General features: G+C 68.7%; 19 protein-coding genes. 11 read left to right on the forward strand and 8 right to left on the reverse strand.

Annotated features, from left to right (window positions below; translation table 11 throughout):
• Positions 1–267 precede the first annotated feature (267 nt).
• Both ACIHFD_RS26970 and ACIHFD_RS26975 read right to left on the reverse strand, forming a co-directional pair.
• On the reverse strand, positions 268–471 hold the full coding sequence (locus ACIHFD_RS26970; RefSeq protein WP_397369198.1) for a hypothetical protein: 204 nt from the start codon (positions 469–471) through the stop codon (positions 268–270).
• The gene (locus ACIHFD_RS26975) at positions 471–3,965 is read right to left on the reverse strand and encodes a protein kinase (RefSeq protein ID WP_397369199.1); all 3,495 of its coding nucleotides are present in this window, start codon (positions 3,963–3,965) and stop codon (positions 471–473) included. The genes ACIHFD_RS26970 and ACIHFD_RS26975 overlap by 1 nt, the downstream gene beginning before the upstream one ends.
• A gap of 290 nt (positions 3,966–4,255) precedes the next feature.
• Between ACIHFD_RS26975 and ACIHFD_RS26980 the strand changes: the two genes are divergently transcribed.
• From ACIHFD_RS26980 to ACIHFD_RS27010, 7 genes are all read left to right on the forward strand, one after another.
• Entirely contained in the window at positions 4,256–4,747 is a 492-nt protein-coding gene (locus tag ACIHFD_RS26980) for a DUF2975 domain-containing protein (protein ID WP_397369200.1), read from the forward strand.
• A complete protein-coding gene (locus ACIHFD_RS26985; protein ID WP_350733295.1) occupies positions 4,747–4,968 on the forward strand; it encodes a helix-turn-helix transcriptional regulator in 222 nt (73 codons plus the stop codon). The genes ACIHFD_RS26980 and ACIHFD_RS26985 overlap by 1 nt, the downstream gene beginning before the upstream one ends.
• A 406-nt stretch (positions 4,969–5,374) precedes the next feature.
• The gene (locus ACIHFD_RS26990; RefSeq protein ID WP_397369201.1) at positions 5,375–5,602 is read left to right on the forward strand and encodes a hypothetical protein; all 228 of its coding nucleotides are present in this window, start codon (positions 5,375–5,377) and stop codon (positions 5,600–5,602) included.
• A gap of 324 nt (positions 5,603–5,926) precedes the next feature.
• Positions 5,927–7,288, forward strand: coding sequence for an MFS transporter (locus ACIHFD_RS26995; protein WP_397369202.1), 1,362 nt, complete (start codon positions 5,927–5,929; stop codon positions 7,286–7,288).
• A gap of 233 nt (positions 7,289–7,521) precedes the next feature.
• Positions 7,522–9,522 (forward strand): WD40 repeat domain-containing protein, encoded by a 2,001-nt coding sequence (locus ACIHFD_RS27000; RefSeq protein WP_397369203.1) that lies wholly within the window; start codon positions 7,522–7,524, stop codon positions 9,520–9,522.
• Between the two features lie 132 nt (positions 9,523–9,654).
• Entirely contained in the window at positions 9,655–9,870 is a 216-nt protein-coding gene (locus ACIHFD_RS27005) for a hypothetical protein (protein ID WP_397369204.1), read from the forward strand.
• A 65-nt stretch (positions 9,871–9,935) separates the two neighbouring features.
• Entirely contained in the window at positions 9,936–10,238 is a 303-nt protein-coding gene (locus ACIHFD_RS27010; protein WP_397369205.1) for a hypothetical protein, read from the forward strand.
• Positions 10,239–10,449: 211 nt separating this feature from the next.
• On the opposite strand, the gene ACIHFD_RS27015 is transcribed toward ACIHFD_RS27010, so the two are convergent.
• On the reverse strand, positions 10,450–10,911 hold the full coding sequence (locus ACIHFD_RS27015) for an NUDIX domain-containing protein (protein WP_397369206.1): 462 nt from the start codon (positions 10,909–10,911) through the stop codon (positions 10,450–10,452).
• A 105-nt stretch (positions 10,912–11,016) separates the two neighbouring features.
• Between ACIHFD_RS27015 and ACIHFD_RS27020 the strand changes: the two genes are divergently transcribed.
• Together ACIHFD_RS27020 and ACIHFD_RS27025 are read left to right on the forward strand one after the other, a co-directional pair.
• Positions 11,017–11,418: a hypothetical protein gene (locus tag ACIHFD_RS27020; RefSeq protein ID WP_397369207.1), complete on the forward strand. Its 402-nt coding sequence runs from the start codon at positions 11,017–11,019 to the stop codon at positions 11,416–11,418.
• A gap of 192 nt (positions 11,419–11,610) precedes the next feature.
• Entirely contained in the window at positions 11,611–12,753 is a 1,143-nt protein-coding gene (locus ACIHFD_RS27025) for an FAD-dependent monooxygenase (protein ID WP_397369208.1), read from the forward strand.
• A gap of 4 nt (positions 12,754–12,757) precedes the next feature.
• Here the strand turns inward: ACIHFD_RS27025 and ACIHFD_RS27030 are convergent, their stop codons facing one another.
• The 3 genes from ACIHFD_RS27030 to ACIHFD_RS27040 all read right to left on the reverse strand — a co-directional run bounded on the left by ACIHFD_RS27030 (position 12,758) and on the right by ACIHFD_RS27040 (position 14,764).
• Positions 12,758–13,063 (reverse strand): hypothetical protein, encoded by a 306-nt coding sequence (locus tag ACIHFD_RS27030; protein ID WP_397369209.1) that lies wholly within the window; start codon positions 13,061–13,063, stop codon positions 12,758–12,760.
• 79 nt (positions 13,064–13,142) lie between these two features.
• Positions 13,143–13,811 carry an alpha/beta hydrolase gene (locus ACIHFD_RS27035; protein ID WP_397369210.1) on the reverse strand — a complete coding sequence of 223 codons (669 nt, stop codon included), beginning with the start codon at positions 13,809–13,811 and terminating at the stop codon, positions 13,143–13,145.
• 50 nt (positions 13,812–13,861) lie between these two features.
• A complete protein-coding gene (locus tag ACIHFD_RS27040) occupies positions 13,862–14,764 on the reverse strand; it encodes an SDR family NAD(P)-dependent oxidoreductase (protein WP_397369211.1) in 903 nt (300 codons plus the stop codon).
• A gap of 61 nt (positions 14,765–14,825) precedes the next feature.
• Between ACIHFD_RS27040 and ACIHFD_RS27045 the strand changes: the two genes are divergently transcribed.
• Positions 14,826–15,803 (forward strand): cupin domain-containing protein, encoded by a 978-nt coding sequence (locus ACIHFD_RS27045; protein ID WP_397369212.1) that lies wholly within the window; start codon positions 14,826–14,828, stop codon positions 15,801–15,803.
• Between the two features lie 2 nt (positions 15,804–15,805).
• The gene (locus ACIHFD_RS27050) at positions 15,806–16,396 is read left to right on the forward strand and encodes a chloramphenicol phosphotransferase CPT family protein (protein WP_397369213.1); all 591 of its coding nucleotides are present in this window, start codon (positions 15,806–15,808) and stop codon (positions 16,394–16,396) included.
• On the opposite strand, the gene ACIHFD_RS27055 is transcribed toward ACIHFD_RS27050, so the two are convergent.
• A complete protein-coding gene (locus ACIHFD_RS27055; RefSeq protein WP_363962134.1) occupies positions 16,381–17,103 on the reverse strand; it encodes a phytanoyl-CoA dioxygenase family protein in 723 nt (240 codons plus the stop codon). The two genes, ACIHFD_RS27050 and ACIHFD_RS27055, sit on opposite strands and share 16 nt — an antisense overlap.
• 10 nt (positions 17,104–17,113) lie before the next feature.
• The gene (locus ACIHFD_RS27060) at positions 17,114–17,983 is read right to left on the reverse strand and encodes an alpha/beta fold hydrolase (protein ID WP_397369214.1); all 870 of its coding nucleotides are present in this window, start codon (positions 17,981–17,983) and stop codon (positions 17,114–17,116) included.
• Between the last annotated feature and the right edge of the window lie 12 nt (positions 17,984–17,995).

Consider the following 17,995-nt stretch of genomic DNA (forward strand, 5'->3'; position numbering starts at 1 on the left):
ATAGTCTTTGCTGAAGGCGGGCGGAGTATTCCTTGCCTCCGCTCTCGTATTTTCGGGTCAGGGCCGGCAGAGGTGGCCATCCCAGGCGCGCAAGCCCTGCAGACAAGGTGAGAGACCTTGAGCAGGCACTCGTGACAGCGCTGGACGCCCGTGGACAGTCTCGAAGTCCCTTGAAACAGAAGGTCAGGGGTTCGGTTTCCCTCGTCGGCTCGCAGCTCAAGGCGCGGCGCAGAACTCGGGACAGCTTGCCGCTCAGGGCCCGGCCGGTCAGCGGAAGTCGGTGATGCGGAACACCGCCATCATGTCCGCCGCCCGGGAGCCGGTCGAGAGGGAGGCTTCCGCGCCGACCCTGCCATGGAAGGCTCCCTTATCGTCGATGATCTGCATGAGCGGCTTGACGTGAGAGTTGCCGGAGCAGCAGAACTCACCGTGCTCCATCGCCAGGCAGGTGCACCAGTGCCACCTGCTCACTAGGGCTGCCTGGTCGGGCAGATGTCGCGGTAGGGCACGTCCTTGAGAAAGGAGGCCCAGTCGGCCGGGGAGAGCGTGTGCCCGGCACGGCGGCACACGTCCTGGACGATCCGCTCGGCACCGATCGGGATCTTGTAGACGGAACCCCAGTCGGCGGCGTAGAGGGTGGAGTCGTCCGGGCTGAAGGCGAGCGAGGTGATCTGGAAGCCGTGCAGGTTGAACGCGCCGCCGAGCCGCCGCATGGCGTTGACGTCCCAGACCTGGAGGATGCCGTCCGCGGTCACGCTGGCGAGCAGATCGCCCTTCTGGGAGAAGGCCAGTTCCGCGATCTCACCCGTCGTCCCGCGTAGGACCGGCGTGATCTGGGCCGGCCCCTGGACCTTCCACATCGCGATGCGGCCGGCCGGGCCGGCGCTGAACGCCAGCCGCCCCTGGCCGCTGACGGCCACTGCCGAGGCACCGCGTACGACATCGAAGGCCGCGTCGACCGGCCTGCCGGTGGTGAGGTCGATGAACCTTCCGAAAGTCGAGGCGAGGCGTCCGTCCGGCGTGTACGGGCCGCCGTCGATCTGCGAGCTGAACGTGCGCAGGACGCGCCCACCGGCGGTGTCCAGCACGAGTAGCCGGAAGCTGCCCTCCTGGGTAGATGGCTGGAGCGTGAGCGCGATCGTCTTGCCGTCCTGGCTGAAGTCGGCACGCTCGGGGTTGTTCGTGTTCGTGTGCGGCGTGGAGATCTGCCAGAGCTTCTTGCGTGTCGCGAGGTCGATCAGCCGCACGCTCGTGAAGTCCGCGATGAGCATGCGTGTGCCGGTCCGGTCGAATCCCCATGCCCCGAATTCGCCGAGCGGGAACGTCGCCACCTCCTTGCGGCTGCGCAGGTCCCAGAGCCCGAGGCGGTTCTGATCGGGATCCTCCATCGCCACCCACCGTCCTCCGGGACTGAGTTTCGCCACTCCCTTCCGGACATGGGTGGTGCCGGCTCTCGGCGACAGGTCGAGGCTGATGACCATGTTGTCGTAGAGGTAGCGCAGGGTCCTGCCGTCGGGGTCGAACCGAAGGTCGGTCAGCTCGTCCTCGGCCCCGTAGGTGAGGATCTGCTTGCGATCGGCGACCTTCCACACGCGCAGCTCGCGTTCGGCGAAGGCGGCCAGGTAGTCGCCGTCCTGGCTGAAGCGCAGCTTGGCCCCGGACTTCGTGCAGATGTCGCAGGCCCAGTCTTCATCGCCCAGTTTGTGCTCACGACCGGTCGCCGCGTCGACGAGCGCGATCGTGGCGTTCGCGCAGGCGATGGTCTTGCCGTCCGGGGTGAAAGCCGCCACGTCCGAGTGAGTTCGGCAGGGCGCCAGGCGCCGTTCCGGGGTCCATCCCGGCAGCGTCAGCTCGTCGAAGCGCCCACCCGTCATCAGCAGGTGTTTGCCTGTCGGATCGACGAGCGGAGGCTGCGACGGGACCATGCTGCCGTCCGTGTAGGGAGTCTTGCCGAACTGCTTGCCGGTCGCCACGTCCAGCAGGTAGACGATTTCGCCTTGGCGCATCACGGTGAGGATCGACTCGTGCTCACCCCAGATCGCGCTGAACCCGCCGCGTTCCGACAGGGAGCGCCGCACCAGTTGCTTGCCCGAGGTGAGGTCCCAGACGCCGAGCTCTGAACCGATGGTCAGGGCGAGCAGGCGGCCGCTCTTGTTGAGCGCCGGGTCCTGGGGAGTCCCGTCCTTCAGCCTCAGCCCGGCCCAGCCACCGGTGCGCTTGCCGGTGCGGACGTCGTAGACGTTCACGCCGGCTTCGCTGACGCTGACGAGTGTGCGGCCGTCATGACTGAGGGCGCGATGGGCAAGGCCTTTGACCAGGGGATCGCGGAAGACCGCCGCCTCCTGCTGCTGCAGGGAGGCGATGAGACTGGATCGGGTCTCCAACTGCGGTGAGACCCGCCAGGCGGCCACACTCAGCAGCATCGCCTTGACCGGGTCGGTCGTGCGCATCCGGTCGGCCTCCGTCGCCACCTGCTTGGCGGTGAGGATGTCACGCTGTTCGGTGGCCTGCTGCCGCTGATAGACGGCCAGCCCTCCGGCGACCATGGCCACGACCAGCAGCCCGGCCAGCGCGATCGTGGTCAGCGTCCTGCGACGGGTCCGCTTTCTGGTCAGTTCGGTGCCTGCCCGCAGGAAGTCCCGCTCGGCGGGGGTGAGCGTCACGTGACGGCGGCCGGTCGCCGCCCAGCTGAGCACCTGCTCCAGACGGCTGCCCTGGAGCAGGTCGCCGTCCCGTCTGCCGTTGTCGGACCAGTGCCGTGCCGCCGCGGAGATCTGGCCCAGTACGGCCAGGCCGTCGCGGTCGGCGTCGACCCACATGCGTAACCGCGGCCAGGCCCTCAGCAGCGCGGGCCTGGACAGCGAGACCGAGGTGTCCTTCGTGGTCACCACGTACGAGAACGCCCGCAGGATCCGCTCGACCGCCGCCGCCTCGCGCTCTGGGCGCCCGCCGTACAGCTCCTCGCGCGAGGCCCACCGCCCGCTCTCGTACCCGTCCTCGCCCACGGTCACCATCCGCAGGAACACCGCGGCGGCCAGCTCGCGCTCCTCTGGCGTGAGCGCCGTGTAGGCGTCCTCCGCGATCGTCCCCAGCTCGGGATCACCCTGGTCGAGCCCGTGCACGCCCTGCGCCGAGCGGCTGCCCGCGGCCAGCAGGCCCCTGGTGTCGGCGGCGTTGCCGCTGACCAGCGCGAGCAGCAGGTCGCGTGCCGCGGGCCTGGCGGCGGGATCCTTCGCCATCGCGGCCGCCACCAGCGGGGCCAGCCGCGGCGGCAACCCCCGCAGATCCGGTGCGGAGGACAGCACTTGGTGCATCATGCCGCCCAGGGTGTCCGCCTTGAACGGGTCCTGCCCCGTGGCGGCGAACACCATGACGGCACCCCACGCGAACACGTCGGCGGGTGCCCCCGCGCGCTCCCCGACGAACACCTCGGGCGCCATGTAGCTGGGCGTGCCCGAGACCTCGCCCGTTTTCGTCAGCGACATGTCCATGGTGCGGGCGATGCCGAAGTCGATCACGCGCGGGCCGTCCGGGCCGAGCAGCACGTTGTCCGGCTTCAGGTCGCGGTGGATGACGCCCGCGTCGTGGATCGCGGTCAGCGCGGTGGCGATCGCCGTCGCCAGCCGGTGGAGATCGTCCTCGGTGAACCTGCGCCCCTCCATCACGGCCTTGCGCAGGCTCGGTCCCGCGACGTACTCCGAGACGATGTACGGCTTGCTCGCCTCGAGGTCGGCGGCGAGCACCCGGGCCGTGCAGAACGAGGCCACCCTGCCGGCCGCGGTCGCCTCCTTGGCGAAGCGGTCGCGGCTGCCGTTGTTGTCCGACGCGTGCAGCACCTTGATGGCGACCCTGCGTCCCTCGGGGTCGTAGGCCTCGTACACGACTCCCTGGCCGCCCGAGCCGAGGCGTCCAGCCAACCAGTAATCCCCGATGTGCTGCGGATCCCCCGCGCTCAGTGCGTCCACGGCGCGTTAGATGAAGATTCTTTGCCCAAAGTTGTTGCGTCCGACCGCCTTGTCCCGTCTTGTCGGCGTACCCCAGAGCGGCTCAGCATCGCGGAGCTCGCCCCCGAGCTCTACGGTGATCGACTGCCGTGATCGGAAGGGATGATCACGGACAGGGGACAAGGGCCGGAAGTAGGACCACAGCGCGTGGCCGTCACGGTGCGAAACCGCCGCCCACCCTCCGCCCCGGCTCTTGCCTTGCCTATCGAAATTCGATAGATTCTCATCGCAATTCGATGGAAGGATGGGATATGGGAAAGCTGGCAGTGCGTGCACTGCGCGTCGTGCTCGTCGTGGTGCTCGCCGGCACCGTGCTCGTACAGGCATCGATGGTGTGGGTGTTGGTCAGCGGGAACGACCCGGAGGACGGGTCGCTCCCGCTGACCGCGCTGCGCATCATCACGATCCTGGGCATGGTGTCGGGCCAGGTCGCCATGGTCAGCGTGTGGCGGTTGGTGACCATGGTGCGACGCGGAACCGTGTTCTCCCACGCCGCCTTCCGGTACGTGGACGCCGTGATCGGCGCGATCGTGGCGGCCGCCCTCCTGTGGTTCGCGGTCACGGCCCTCAACGCGCCGGGCCAGCGGGAAGACCCGGGTGTCACCGTCATCATGGGCGGGATTGGCGTGGCCATCCTGGGGGTCGCGCTCATCGTGTTCGTGCTGCGGATGCTGCTCGCCCAGGCCGTCGCGCGCGACGTCGAAGCGACGCAGATGCAGGCCGAGTTGGACGAGGTGATCTGATGCCGATCACCGTCGACATCGACGTGATGCTGGCCAGGCGGAAGATGTCCGTGGGCGAGCTCGCGGACCGCGTAGGGATCACGCCCGCCAACCTGGCGGTACTCAAGAACGGCCGCGCCAAGGCGGTGCGCTTCACGACGCTCGCCGCGCTCTGCGAGGTGCTCCAGTGCCAGCCGGGCGACCTGCTGCGCTGGGAGGCCGAGGACGCCGCGGGCGTATGACGTGCCAAGAGCGGGCGTCAAAACGCCTGGCACCACCGGTCTGACACGGTACGTCGACCGCATGGACGTGAATCGCCGATCGCCCGCAGCACCGTCCCGCGACGTAGTCGCTGCCGGGCGACGGCGCGGTGATCACGTAGGTGATCGGATGCGGGGCGTCGGTGCCGCAGGTCTCGGTGAGGTGCACCTTGTAGCCGTTTCAGCGCGAGTCGCGCTTGGTGATCTCGTTGGTCTACACGACCGCCAAGGTGCTGGCGGGGCTGACCGACACCAAGCGGGGGCAACTGCTGGGGATGTGGTCGGCGACCATGCGTGACGCAGTACAGGCGCTGATGTGGACCCGGACACCCTCGTATGGGCACGGTCTCCCCTGCCGTGGGATGTGCTCAACGGGAGGATTTCCTGCATGCGGCAGGAGATCGAGATGACCTGCCTGGGCGTCGGGATCATCGCGGGTCACCGTGGATGGACCGAGCCACGTCCGAAGCGCGGCGTGCCGCACTTCCAGTTGACGCCCGAACTGGTGCACGGGGTCGCGATCGCCGGTGGCCGACCTCGCCCGGGGTGCCCACGAGCGGCGCTCAAGGAGGCGGATTTCCGACTTCCGCTGAAGTCACTGTCCCCTGAGCGGTGAGCGGGGCCAGGGCTGCGGAGGGGTCAGCGTCTATGACCGTGACCTGCCAGACCAGTTCGCCGGGGTAGTCCACATTGACGTAGCCGGCAATGAATCGCCCGATCTCGGAGTTGCGCTCCGGAGCGGACGGATGTCGAGACACGGTGGCATGCGTGCCGTGGTGAATCGACGAGGCTCTCTCCCGCCTTGTAGCAGGCGTCCCGCCCCTGGCCCTCCGTTGACATATACCCCCACCTAGTATAAAACACTCCCGAGGCTGATACCCCCAAGGGGTATCTGATTCGGTGCTTGGTGGTGACTGCGGTTGCCCGGGAGGAGACGGACATGGGATTGTTCGCGATTCGCGACTACCGGCGGCTGTTCAGCGCTCAAGTCATCGCGTTGTTCGGTACCGGTTTGGCTACCGTCGCGCTGGGGCTGCTCGCGTACGAGCTCGCAGGTCCGCGTGCCGGTGCGGTTCTCGCCACCGCGCTGACGATCAAGATGGTCGCGTACGTGGTTGTCGCACCGCTCGCGGCCGCGTACGTCGATCGGCTGCCCAGACGTTGGTTTCTCACGATCCTCGATGTGGTGCGCGCTCTGGTGGTGATCGCGCTGCCGTTCGTCACCGAGGTGTGGCACATCTACGTCCTGATCGGGGTTCTTCAGACCGCGTCAGCGGCATTCACCCCGACGTTTCAGGCGGTCATCCCCGACATCGTGACCAAGGAGGCGGACTACACCCGCGCCCTGTCCGCATCGCAGGTCGCCTACACCATGGAGAGCCTGTTGAGCCCGGTGCTCGCGGCTGTGGCGCTCACCTTCATGTCGTTCAACCTGCTGTTCCTCGGCACCTCCGTCGGGTTCGCCGTGTCCGCGCTGCTGGTCCTGTCCACACGCATCCCCAACGCGCGCCCCAGTTCGCACACGAAGGCCTGGGACCGGGCCGTGGCGGGGATCCGCACTTTCGCGGCCACCCCGAGTCTGCGCGGCGTCATGGCACTGAACCTCGTGGTCGCCGCCGTCGGCTCCATCGTGGTCGTCAACACCGTGAACTACGTCCGCGACGTTCTCGGCGGAGCCCAATCCGACGTGGCCTGGGTGCTCGCCGCGTCCGGAACGGGGACGCTGCTGGTGGCCCTCGTCCTCCCGCGTGTCCTGGACCGGGTGGCGGACCGGTTCGTGATGCTGATCGGTGCCGCCGTGCTGCTATTCGCGGTGGGCGCGGCGGTCACGATGTCCGCGGTGAGCATCGCCGCATCACTGCCGACCGGGGTGATCTGGGCGGCGGTCGGCGGCGGGATGGCGCTGATCGTCACGCCGACCGGGCGGGTGCTTCGCCGGGCGGTCGATCCCACCGCAATTCCCGAGGTCTTCGCCGCCCAGTTCTCGCTGTCCCACCTGGCCTGGCTGGTCACCTATCCCATCGCGGGATGGGTCGCCACACACGCGGGCTTCACGACCACCTGGACCGTGCTGGCGGGCCTGGCGGCAATCGGAGCTGTCACGGCGCTGGCGGTCTGGCCGCGCGACGAGAAGGTCGAGGCCGGAGGGCGTACGGCAGCGGCGGTCCAGCCACGCATCAGGAAGGCCGAGGCCGGAGCGGTGGTTGCTTCCGCCAGGACCGAAGTCGCCACGCGGGAAGCCGCAGAGGCTGCGGAGGGCACACTCGCGGCAGGCCAGTGCGCCTGCGTTCGCCCCGTCTGAGGTCGCCGACCAACACCGCGTAGACAACGACGCATGTGCGTGGCCATTACCGGAACGCGAGCTTCGTCCGCCCGCATGAGCGTCGGATCAGCGGGTCCGCTGTGGCAGCAGGTGGCGGCGGCGTGCTGCCGCCCGATCACCTCATCGCGGCCGGCACCGGGACAAGCCGGTGTGGCTAAGGCGTGCGCTTCCTCCGCTGATCTTTGTCAGGGGTGGCGGCTAGCATGCCCGCCATGTCTTCTTCTCGATCGGGCGCGGCCCGCATTCCGTTCACGAAGAATTCCCGGTGGACGTTGGCGTGGACCAGTCGGCCGGCGAGTGACCTGGCGTTCGGCGAGCCGGTCGGGGTGCCACGAACCGCCCACACCGATCGGGTGTGGGCGCTTGCGACCGCAGTCGTGGACGGGCGGCCGGTGGCGGTCTCCGGGGGTCGCGATCGGACCCTACGCCTGTGGGACCTGACGTCAGGTCAGCAGATCGCTCAACCGTTCACCGGTCGCGGCGACTACGACTACGTGGAGTCGCTTGCGACCACGGTGATGGATGGGCGGCCGGTGGCGGTCTTCGCCGGTGGCAACACCGGAATCGTACGGGTGTGTGATCTGATGTCCGGTCAGCAAGTCGGCGAGCCGTTCAGAGGTCACACCGATTGGGTCAAAGCGGTTGCGACCACGATGATCGACGGGCGGCCGGTGGGAGTTTCCGGCGGCCACGACAAAACTGTACGCATGTGGGATCTGAGATCAGGCGAGCAGATCGGCGAGCCGTTCAGAGGTCACACCAATTGGGTCACAGCGATTGCGACCACGGAGATGGATGGACGATCGGTGGCCATCTCCGGCGGCCACGACCGCACCTTACGTATGTGGGATCTAAAGCGGGGCCGGCGGATCGGCAAACCGCTGAGGGGCCACACGTACTACGTTGAGCTGGTTGTGACCACGGTGGTGAACGGGCAGCCGGTGGCAATTTCCAGCGGTGCGGACGACGGAACTCTACGCTTGTGGGATCTGAGCTCAGGCCAGCAGATGGGCAAACCGTTCAGTGGCGACACCGGCTTTGTGAAGGCGATTGCGACCACGGTTCTGGACGGGCGGCCGGTGGCCGTTACCGGCGGCATCGACGGAACTGTACGGATCTGGGATTTGGAGTCACGCCAGCAGATCGGCAAGTCGCTCACCGGGCACACCGATCACGTTCGGGCGATTGCGACGACGGTGGTGGATGGGCGGCCGGTGGCCGTCTCCGCCAGCGACGATTACACGGTACGGATGTGGGACCTGTCGTCAGGGCGGCGAGTCGATGAATCCCCCAACCGCCACACCGGCTATGTCTCCGCCGTCGCCACCACGGTGCTTGACGGACGTTCCGTTGCCGTGACCGGCAGCTACGACAAGACCGTCCGGGTGTGGGATTTGCCTACCGGCGAGCAGGTCGGTGATCCGCTCACCGGTCACACCGACATGGTTACCGCGGTTGCCACCGCGCTTGTCGGCGGCCAACCGGCGGCGGTCACCGGCAGCTCCGACAAGGCCGTCCGCATATGGGATCTCCGCTCGGGGACGCAGACAGGCGGGCCGTTCACCGGTCACACCGACGCTGTCTGCATGGCTGCCGTAGTGGAGTTCGATGGGCAGCCGGTGGCCGTGACCGGCAGCTACGACGAAACGATCCGCATGTGGAACCTGAACACAGGCGAAGAGATCGATGCATCCCGCGCCGGCCGGCGGCGCTGGACGGGCGCAGTCGGCGCCACCACCCTCAACGGCCGACCAGTCGCCCTGACCGTCACCCAAGACGGCACCCTCAAGGTGCTCGACCTCACCACCAACCGGTCGACCACGACCTCCGCCGCCGATCGGCACGGCGAATCCGTGCAAAACCTCGCCGTCACCACCATCGGCGATCGGCCGGCCGCGATCACCGCTAGCCGCAACAGCTCAGACCCCGTGAAGATATGGGACCTGGCCACGGGCAACGCCCTCGGTGAACTTCCCACCAGAGCCACCGGAGCCGTCGCTGCCGCCACAGTGGACGGTCAACCCATAGCTGTGACCACCAGTTATCAGACGGTACGCGTGTGGAACCTCACCACCCGCAGGCAAATCGGACCGGACTTGCACTTCCCCAAACCCGTAACAGAGGTGGCAATCAGCGTAGATGGACACGTCATCGTCTGTTTTGACCGTGACATCGCCGTGTTCACCAACACCCCGGCGCCGCGCGAGCATTGAGGTGGAGTTTCTTGGCCGCTGTCCGTGGCGTTCCGGGCCTTTCGGGAGGAGTCACCGAAGTCGGAAACAGACGTGGAGCCCCCGGTAGAAGAGCTCTCACCACAAGCATCTCAGCCAGCCCGAAGGTTCCACGTGATTGCTCATCGTGCCACGCTCGACGTCTCCCGCGCACTCGTTCAGTACGTCGCACGACTCCTGCACGAAGAACGCCGACTGCGTGGCATCCCGCAAGGCAGCCGAGCCTTGAACGCGTTCCGGCAGGCGGTCATGGTGCTGCGCTGGTTCCGCGGCGAGCACGACGTTCCCAAGCTCGGGCGCGACCCTCGCATCTCCCGGGCCACCGCCTAGCGCTACATCCGCGAAGGCATCGAAGTTCTCGCAGCTCAAGCGGAAACCGAGCGAGAACCTGGGGCATGGAGGATCGTGGGGGCTCAGCCACGCCGAAGTTCAGGGTCGCGGGCACGGGGGTCGAGGGTTTCGCCACGGCCGCGCGCAGACTGCGCCGGGTGGTGCCGTACGATGCGGCGGCCGGGTTCGGCGCCGATCCGGCCACCGTGCTGCCGACCACGCCGATTCGGGTGGAGAACATCGAGCCGGTGCACAGCGAGTCCTACTGGACCGCGAATAGCGAATGGAGGATGTGCTCACGTTGCGGGATGTGGCGCGCTCGGCCGACGCCGGTGGCCCGCTCCGCCACGCGGAGAAGCGCGGGATAGGAGTGAAGCCCCGCGCGAGATCGGCGACCAGGGCGGCTGGCCGGCCGCGATGGTCGAAGTCAGGACCTCATAACGGGCGTAGCGGTCGGGAAGCATCGCATGGCAACGCGAGCTGGTGGTCGTCGACGTTCCGCATGACCAAGCGCCAAGTGCGGCAAGTGGCTTCGGCCGAGAAGCTGGCGCTCGAAGCGCGCCTGGCTCGGAGCAAGGGTCAGCCGCGCAGCAGCTCCGCGAGCGGTCCACGCACATCCGCGGGATACAGGTTCAGCTGCTCGAACTCGGCGACCGTCGCCCATCTGAGCTCGAAGCTGTTGTCCGGCCCGTGCTCCACAGCCTCCTCGCCGGAGAGCGACGGTACGCCGTCGACGTCGCGCATGAGGTAGTAGAAGGCGGGCCGGCCATTGTGTGAGCTGGTGAAGAGCAACCGGTCGATCTTTCCGGTCAGAGTCGTCTCTTCGTGGAGTTCACGGACCGCCGCACTCTCCGACGACTCGCCATCCTCCACATGGCCCCCGGGAAGAACCGCGTAGTGGTGTCCGGGACACTGCGACCCCCGCCGGCCTCCGGCATCGCACATGACGCAGGTGACGCCTGGCCTGCGTCGGAGGAACCGTTTGATGACCAGGATTTGGGTACCGTCGACGACCACGGCGACCGCTCGGGGGATCGGCATGAAGTGGATCATATGATCCGGCCCAGCGGAGTTGGGCGAGTCCGAATGGTGAGCCGGACATCGACGGACCCGGCACTCTGTAGCCCTGCCCGTCAGAATGGGGCTGTGACGAACAGCGTCAAGGCGCACCGGATGCCGGGCACTCTCAAAGCGGCTCAGTTCATCATTACGCTGGAAGTGGCTTTTGGTCTGGTGGGCCTGGCGATCACACTGGCCGGCTTTTTCTCCACCTTTCAGTGGGGCATCCTGCCTGGCCTGATCTACGTCGCAGGAAGCACCGCCCTTCTCGGGTGGCTGTTGAGCCGATGGTCGAGCCGCCGAACGTACTTACGATGGGCAATCATCGCCGTGCACCTGTTGTTGATCGGCGCCGCCATCCTCGACCTGGCTCTCTTCTCCACAGTGACGTGGGAAGCGGTGTTCGGCTCCCACATACTCGCTTGGGCCGTCATAGTCCTGCTCTTTCTGCCTTCGGCTGGGCGCTGGTTCAGCGAGTCCCGCGCCTGATGTAGCAGCTGGCGTTCGTCCACCTGCACTGCTGGAAGTCTCCTACTGGACTTTGCACAGGAGGCCCGGGGTCTCCGTCGAGGCCTGTCTGGGGCTTTCCACGGGCGTGAGTGTGGTGACGGTGTAGAGGTACTGGGCGGGTCGCGTGCAGATGGTCCCGTGGGTGGGGTATGGCCCCTAGCGTCGCTGGATATGCGGACAGTGGATGTACTGGTCGTTGGGGCGGGACTGGCCGGGCTGCGGACGGCTCGGCTGCTCGCGCTGCGAGAGCTGGATGTGATGGTGGTCGACCGCCGCAGGTCGCTGTCGGCGGGCATCCGTACGACCGGGATCTTCGTGCGTCGTACCCTTGATGACTTCGACCTGCCGGACCAGCTGCTCGGGCCTGGTGTAAGGGACGTGCTGCTGTATCCGCCGTCGCGGCGGGCGCCGATCCGGCTGACCAGTGAGCGGGACGAGTATCGCGTGGCTGACATGGCGGCCGTCTACGAGCATGCGCGCCGTGCGGCGGAGTCGGCCGGGGTGCGGGTCTTCCTGGGCGTGCGGTATGTCGGCGCGTCGATGGGATTTGTGCAGTTCGCGGGTGCGGAGCCGGTGCGGGCTCGGTTCATTGTCGGCGCGGACGGCGCCCGCTCCCGGGTGGCGCGGGATCTCGGCCTCGATGTCAACCGGCGCTTTCTCGTCGGTGCCGAGATCGTCCATCCGGTCGCGTCGGGCACGACCACCCCGGCGTTCCATTGCGTGCTGGATCCTCGGCTCGCTCCGGGGTACCTGGGGTGGGTCATCGACGACGGTCGGCACGCGCATGTCGGCGTCGCGGGATATCCGGGTGCGATGCGAACCGGTGTCCGTCACCTGCTGGACGCTTTCGCCGCGGACGCGCCCGGCCGGGCGGCGCCGACCGGTCCGGTCGAGCGCCGCGGTGGCCCGATCCCGGTCGGCGGTGTGCTGCGACGGTTGGCGTGCCCCGCCGGGCTGCTCGTCGGAGACGCGGCGGGCGCGGTGTCGCCGTTGACGGCCGGTGGGTTGGATCCGTGTTTACGCATGGCGGAACTGGCCGCGGCGGTCGCCGCCGGGTACCTGCGTACTGGCGATCAGCGCAGGTTGAGCCTGTACGACGGGGGCGCGTTGCGGGCCCGATTCCGGGGCCGGCTGCTGTTGCGCCGGGTGTTCGCCGGTATCCGGTCCCCCGCCGCGGCGGAGGCGGCGGTGGCCGTGCTGCGTGGTCGTGCCGGTCGTGCCGTGGCGGCGCGGATCCTGTTCGGTGACGGTTCGTTTCCGGGTGTCGATCCACAGCTTGTGGACGCTGCGATCGACCACTCCTGGGAGCGATGAACGGCTACGTGGCGCTGAAGTGCGGGTAGATCTCGGAGTTCTTGCCGAGCTTGAGCAGGGTCTCGGTCACGCGGCCCGTCAGGTCCATGATCCCGATGCCGGCCGCGGTGGAGATGAGCAGGGGCTTCTCGTCGTACCAGCCGAGGGTTGTGGGACGCGCGCCCCCGGCGATGGGAAGTCTCGTCACGGCCTTGCCGGTCGCCGCGTCCCACACGCAGGCGGCCTTCTCCAGCGGCAGGCAGGCGGTGACGAACCGCTTGCCGGACGGGGAGAAGACGCCGCGCCCGTCACCGCCCGGCCTGCCTCGCACCTGGTATTCCTTGGCCCTTCCTGACCTGGCCGGTCCGCCCCGGCGCCCGCGATGGTGGCTTGCGGAGAATCGATGCCGTTCAGGCCGGCCGTACGATTTCGTCGATGAGGGCGGCCAGCCGGCGTGGCTGGGACAGGAACGGAGAGTGACCGCCAGGCAGGCGGTGGATCTCGGCCGCTCGGGCCGCCATCCGCTCCTGCAGCGCGGGAGGGATGGCTTTGTCCTGCTCTGTGATGATGTACGTGGACGGGATGTCCCGCCAGGCGGCTGCGTCGACCTTCTCGGCGAACGATCGGACGGTCTGGTTCACCAACCTGCTCACCGCCTGCTCGGCCTCCGCATCGGGCAGGTCGCCGTAGAGCGAGGTACGCGGTTCGTCGACGAGCGGGAACAGGCCGCCCGCGTCTTCGGGATCGGGGATGCCGTGGAGGGTGTACATCGACTGTCCCTTGTCCGGCATGTAGGCGGCGAGGTAGATCAGCCGGTCGACATTGCCGGCTCCGGCGGCGGCCTCGGTGATCGGGATGCCCCCGTAGGAGTGGCCGAGCAGCACGACCGGTCCGGCGAGCGACGCCAGTTCCGCGGCCAGCATGGCGGCGTCGTCGTGCATGCCCGCGGTGGGATGTTCACCGGCGCTCGGGAGCGCCGGGGTGTGCGTGGCATGGCCGAGCGCGTGCAACTCGGTCTCGAGCTTCGCCCAGGTGGTCGGCTGGTGCCAGGCGCCGTGGACAAGCATCACGGTGGTCATCAATGGTGCTCCATGGTTTCGTGCGGTACAGGTCGGTGATGAGGCCGCGGTCAGTGGGCCGCTGCCGCTGTGAGCGCGTACTCCCAGAGGCGGTCCGCGGCGGCCGGGTCCACCGACCAGGCGGCGACGCCCGCGGTCGCGTCCGGCACCTCCTCGGCCTCCTGGTTGTCCGAGGAGAAGTACCGGCCGGTCACGCCGTCCAGCAGCGGGGACGCGGCGAGCAGCACCGAGGTGGAGGCGCCCTGCTCCGGGGTCTTGTAGTAGTCCGGGGTCACCAGGTTCCCCTCGTCGTCCATCGCGCCCGCCGCCCGCATGGTGTCGTCGTCGAGGTGCCGCTGCAGGTTGGTGTGGATGTAGCCGGGTTCGAAGGCGTTCGCGGTGATGCCGTCGGCGGCCCAGCGCCGGGCGGCGCCGACCGCGAGCAGCGCATCGGCCGTCTTCGACTGCGCGTACGCGACCCACGGTTCGTACGGGCGGCGCTCGAAGTGCGGATCGTCGAAGTCGAACGGCGACAGCAGCTGGGCGCCCGAACTCACCATGACCACCCGCGCGTCCCCGGCCTGCCGCAGGTTCTCCCGCAGGCCGGTGATCAGTGCGAAATGCCCGAGGAAGTTCGTCGCCAGCTGCAGTTCCCAGCCGTTGGCGGCGACCTGACGGGTGGGCAACGCCATGATCCCGGCGTTCGCCACGATCGCGTGCACCGGCCCGATCCAGCCGGCCACGAACGCGCGCACCGAGCCGAGATCGCTCAGGTCCAGGGCCCGCTGGTCGCCCGTGGGGTTGCGGGTCGCGACGGTGACCTCGGCCCCCGCGCCCCGCAGCGCCCGTACGGTCTCCAGGCCGATCCCGGAGGCGCCGCCGGTGACGATGATCCGCCGGCCGGTGAGGTCAACGCCGGCGAGGATCTCGGCGGCCGTGGTCCTGGCGTCGAACGGGGTGCCCATACGTGTCATAACCCGCAACGGTAGGGACCAGGATTTGGACTCGGAATGGTTCAGGATCCAACATAGTTGAGTGAGCGTCCAGCAAGCCGATCCCCTCGAAGACGTCCTCGCCCTCGTCGGCACGAACAGCCGCCTGTCCGTCAGGCTGGTCGCCGGCGGCGAGTGGGCGATGTCGTACGGCCCGCCGCCGGCGGTCAAGTTCGTGGCGGTGCGCCGCGGCCGCTGTCTGCTCACCGTCGACGGCGTACCGGAGCCGATCGATCTGGCCGAGGGCGACTGCTTCCTGCTCACCCAGCCGCGCGCCTTCACCCTGGCCAGCGGTCCTGGGGTGCGGCCGGTCCCGGCCGGCCCGGTCTTCGCGGCGGCCACCGACGGCGTGGCCCGGGTGGGGGTCGGCGAGGACGTGGTCCTCATCGGCGGCCGGTTCGACTTCGGCGAGCGGGCCCGCGACCTGCTGCTCGACGTGCTGCCGCCGGTGATCCACGTACCCGGCCGCACCGCCGAGGCCGCGACCGTGCGCTGGGCGCTCGAGCAGATCGACGCCGAACTGCGTGACCGGTCGCTCGCCTCGACGCTGGTCACCGAGCATCTCGCCCTGGTCATGCTGATCCACCTGCTGCGCCTGCACCTGGCCGTCGCCGGGCCGGGCACGGTGTCCGGCTGGATGGCCGGGCTCACCGACCCGGTCGTGGCCCCGGCGCTGCGGGCCATGCACGCCCGGCCGGCCCACGCCTGGACGGTCGCCGAGCTGGCCGAGTCCGCGGCGGTGTCCCGGTCGACGCTCGCTGCCCGCTTCAAGCGAACCGTCGGGCAGAGCCCGCTGGACTACCTGACCGGCTGGCGGATCGAACTGGCCACCGACCGCCTGCGGCGTGGGGACGACACGGTGGCGATGATCGCCCGTACGGTCGGCTACGGCTCGGAGAGCGCGCTGAGCAACGCGTTCAAGCGGGTCACCGGCGCGTCTCCGCGCGAGTATCGCCGCCGGATCGGGCCATACACAGCCGCACGACAGGACATGGCTCGGGAGCGGTCTGCCATTGTGTGAGCATGGAACCCACCCCGCCGACTCGAGGCCCGGGCCGCGTCATCCTTCTCAGCGGGGCCTCCAGCTCCGGGAAATCGACCCTGGCCAAGGCGCTGCAGCGCGCACTCGATGAGCCGTTCCTCCATGTCTCGTCCGACAAATTCGTGGCGAGCGGCATGCTCCCGGAGCGGCGTGACCACGAGGGGCCCTTCTCGTGGTGGTACGAGATGCGGCCGCGCTTCTTCAACGGCTTTCACCGGTGCCTGCCCGCCCTGGCGAGCGCGGGCAACGACCTGATCGTGGAGCACATCATCGAATTCCCGACGTGGCGCGAAGAGTTGTCACAGCTGCTGGCGGACTTCGACGTGTTCCTCGTCGGGGTGCATTGCGACCTTGCGGAGATCGATCGGAGAGAACGCGAGCGCGGGGACCGCCGCATCGGGGAGGGGCGCGAGCACGTCGAGGTCGACGGCATCCACACGTTCGGTCCGTACGACTACGAGCTGGACACCAGCCAGGGAGTTTCGGACGCACTTGTGCAGTCGGTGGTGACCGCCTGGCGATCGAGGGGCACGCGGCGTGTGCTGACCTCGGGAGCTCACGAAATGGCCTGAGCCAGTGCGTTGCCCCCCTCCGGAGTCACCGGTTCGGTCAGGAAGACGGGTGCCTGGGCCATGAACCTCGGCTCGTCGCCCCGGTGCTCGTCGGCGGCGTGGACGGTGAAGGGATGGACCAGGTAGATGTCGCCCGGCCGGCCCGTCGCGTACGCGAGCGGACGGTGTGAACTGGCCGCGTCCACCAGCGGTCCGGCCTCGAACGGGTCCAGCACGCGCCCCGCCAACGTCGCGGCCGCGTCCCGGTGCGAACCGACCCTGATCCGGGTCGGCGCGTCGTCGGGGCCGACCTCCGACAGCAGGATCAGCAGCAGCATCGTCTCCGGCTGCCCGCTGCACAGGTAGCCGCCGTCCGGCTGGGCGGCATTGGCATCGATGTGCCAGCCTCTGTCGTCGGCGGGCGGGAGGCGCGGGAATCGGATCGGCACCATGCCGAGTGAACCACGCGGCACCCAGCCACCGGCCCCGCAGAGCTCGTCGAGTGCCTCGGCGAGCCGGGGACTCCGGATGAACTCCCCGAGCGCGCCCTCACCCGTGAGGTCCGCGGCCCACACCACCGGTTCCTTCCAGGTGGCCGGGTCCTGCGGTGACAGACCGGTCTGCCGCCACAGCAACGCCCGGGCGGCGTCGCCGACCTCGCGCGGGGCAGCCTCTTCCAGCTTCACGAACCCGTCGGCGACAAAGCGGTCAATGTCAACAATGCTCATGCCTGGGACGCTAACAGCCGTGTCCATCTGTTTTTCGGGAGGCCGTCAGGAGCTGTCGTGTCCGGTCCGCGATCAGTCGGGGCTGCTCGGCCTGGATGAAGTGCCCCGAGGCGACGTCCTCGTGGCGCCCGTCGGGCAGGGTCTCGGCGTAGCGGCGCTGGTGCTCGCGGTTGGCGGCGTGCTGACGTTCCCGCCCTCTTTCCGCACGGGTCACCGACAGCACGATCGTCGGGCATTTCGGGAGTTGGGGCGGCCGGGCGCGGAACTGCGGGATGGCGGCGGCCACCGCCTGGATCTCCTTGCGGGTCTGGGAGGTCCCGGCGGGGGTGAAGTCCTCGGCGAGCATGGTCCGGTAGGTGTCGGCGGAGAACAGGCGCCGTACGTTACCGGTGAACAGGCGTGCCAGAGGAGTGAACCGGCTGAGCGTCTGCGTCACCGCCAGCATGCGGTCGATCTTCTTGGTGGTCTGGTCCCAGGTGTCGTACACCGGTGAGCTCTCCGGCAGGACGTCGGCCAGCAGCAGGCCCCGCAGCCGAGGCCCCAGGCGCTCGGCGGCGCGGCGGGCGACCAGCCCGCCCATGCTGTGCGCGACGAGCACGAACTCGCCCGGGACGACGGCCTCGGTCATCGCGATCAGATCGGCGGCCATGTCATCGATGCTGAGCCGCTGGGTGACGCGGCCGCTGAGCGCGCGTCCGGCACGGTCGTAGGCCACCAGGTGCGCCGTGTCGGCCAGCAGCGGCAGCACCGGATCCCAGAAGGTCCGGCCGCAGCCTCCGCCCGCCTCGAAGACCACCGTCCGGTCATGCCCCTGGCCGGACTCCTCGACATAGACGCGCCGGCCGTTCACCGGCACCGCCCGCCCCGATACGTCCCGCATGCCTGCTCCTCC

Source organism: Nonomuraea sp. NPDC051941, from assembly GCF_044593615.1.

Coding starts and splice junctions, on each gene's coding strand:
- ACIHFD_RS26980 (WP_397369200.1), top strand. CDS start 4,256: ATGGGAAAGCTGGCAGTGCGTGCACTGCGCGTCGTGCTCGTCGTGGTG.
- ACIHFD_RS26985 (WP_350733295.1), top strand. CDS start 4,747: ATGCCGATCACCGTCGACATCGACGTGATGCTGGCCAGGCGGAAGATG.
- ACIHFD_RS26990 (WP_397369201.1), top strand. CDS start 5,375: ATGCGGCAGGAGATCGAGATGACCTGCCTGGGCGTCGGGATCATCGCG.
- ACIHFD_RS26995 (WP_397369202.1), top strand. CDS start 5,927: ATGGGATTGTTCGCGATTCGCGACTACCGGCGGCTGTTCAGCGCTCAA.
- ACIHFD_RS27000 (WP_397369203.1), top strand. CDS start 7,522: ATGTCTTCTTCTCGATCGGGCGCGGCCCGCATTCCGTTCACGAAGAAT.
- ACIHFD_RS27010 (WP_397369205.1), top strand. CDS start 9,936: ATGGAGGATCGTGGGGGCTCAGCCACGCCGAAGTTCAGGGTCGCGGGC.
- ACIHFD_RS27015 (WP_397369206.1), bottom strand. CDS start 10,911: ATGCCGATCCCCCGAGCGGTCGCCGTGGTCGTCGACGGTACCCAAATC.
- ACIHFD_RS27025 (WP_397369208.1), top strand. CDS start 11,611: ATGCGGACAGTGGATGTACTGGTCGTTGGGGCGGGACTGGCCGGGCTG.
- ACIHFD_RS27035 (WP_397369210.1), bottom strand. CDS start 13,811: ATGACCACCGTGATGCTTGTCCACGGCGCCTGGCACCAGCCGACCACC.
- ACIHFD_RS27040 (WP_397369211.1), bottom strand. CDS start 14,764: ATGACACGTATGGGCACCCCGTTCGACGCCAGGACCACGGCCGCCGAG.
- ACIHFD_RS27050 (WP_397369213.1), top strand. CDS start 15,806: ATGGAACCCACCCCGCCGACTCGAGGCCCGGGCCGCGTCATCCTTCTC.
- ACIHFD_RS27055 (WP_363962134.1), bottom strand. CDS start 17,103: ATGAGCATTGTTGACATTGACCGCTTTGTCGCCGACGGGTTCGTGAAG.
- ACIHFD_RS27060 (WP_397369214.1), bottom strand. CDS start 17,983: ATGCGGGACGTATCGGGGCGGGCGGTGCCGGTGAACGGCCGGCGCGTC.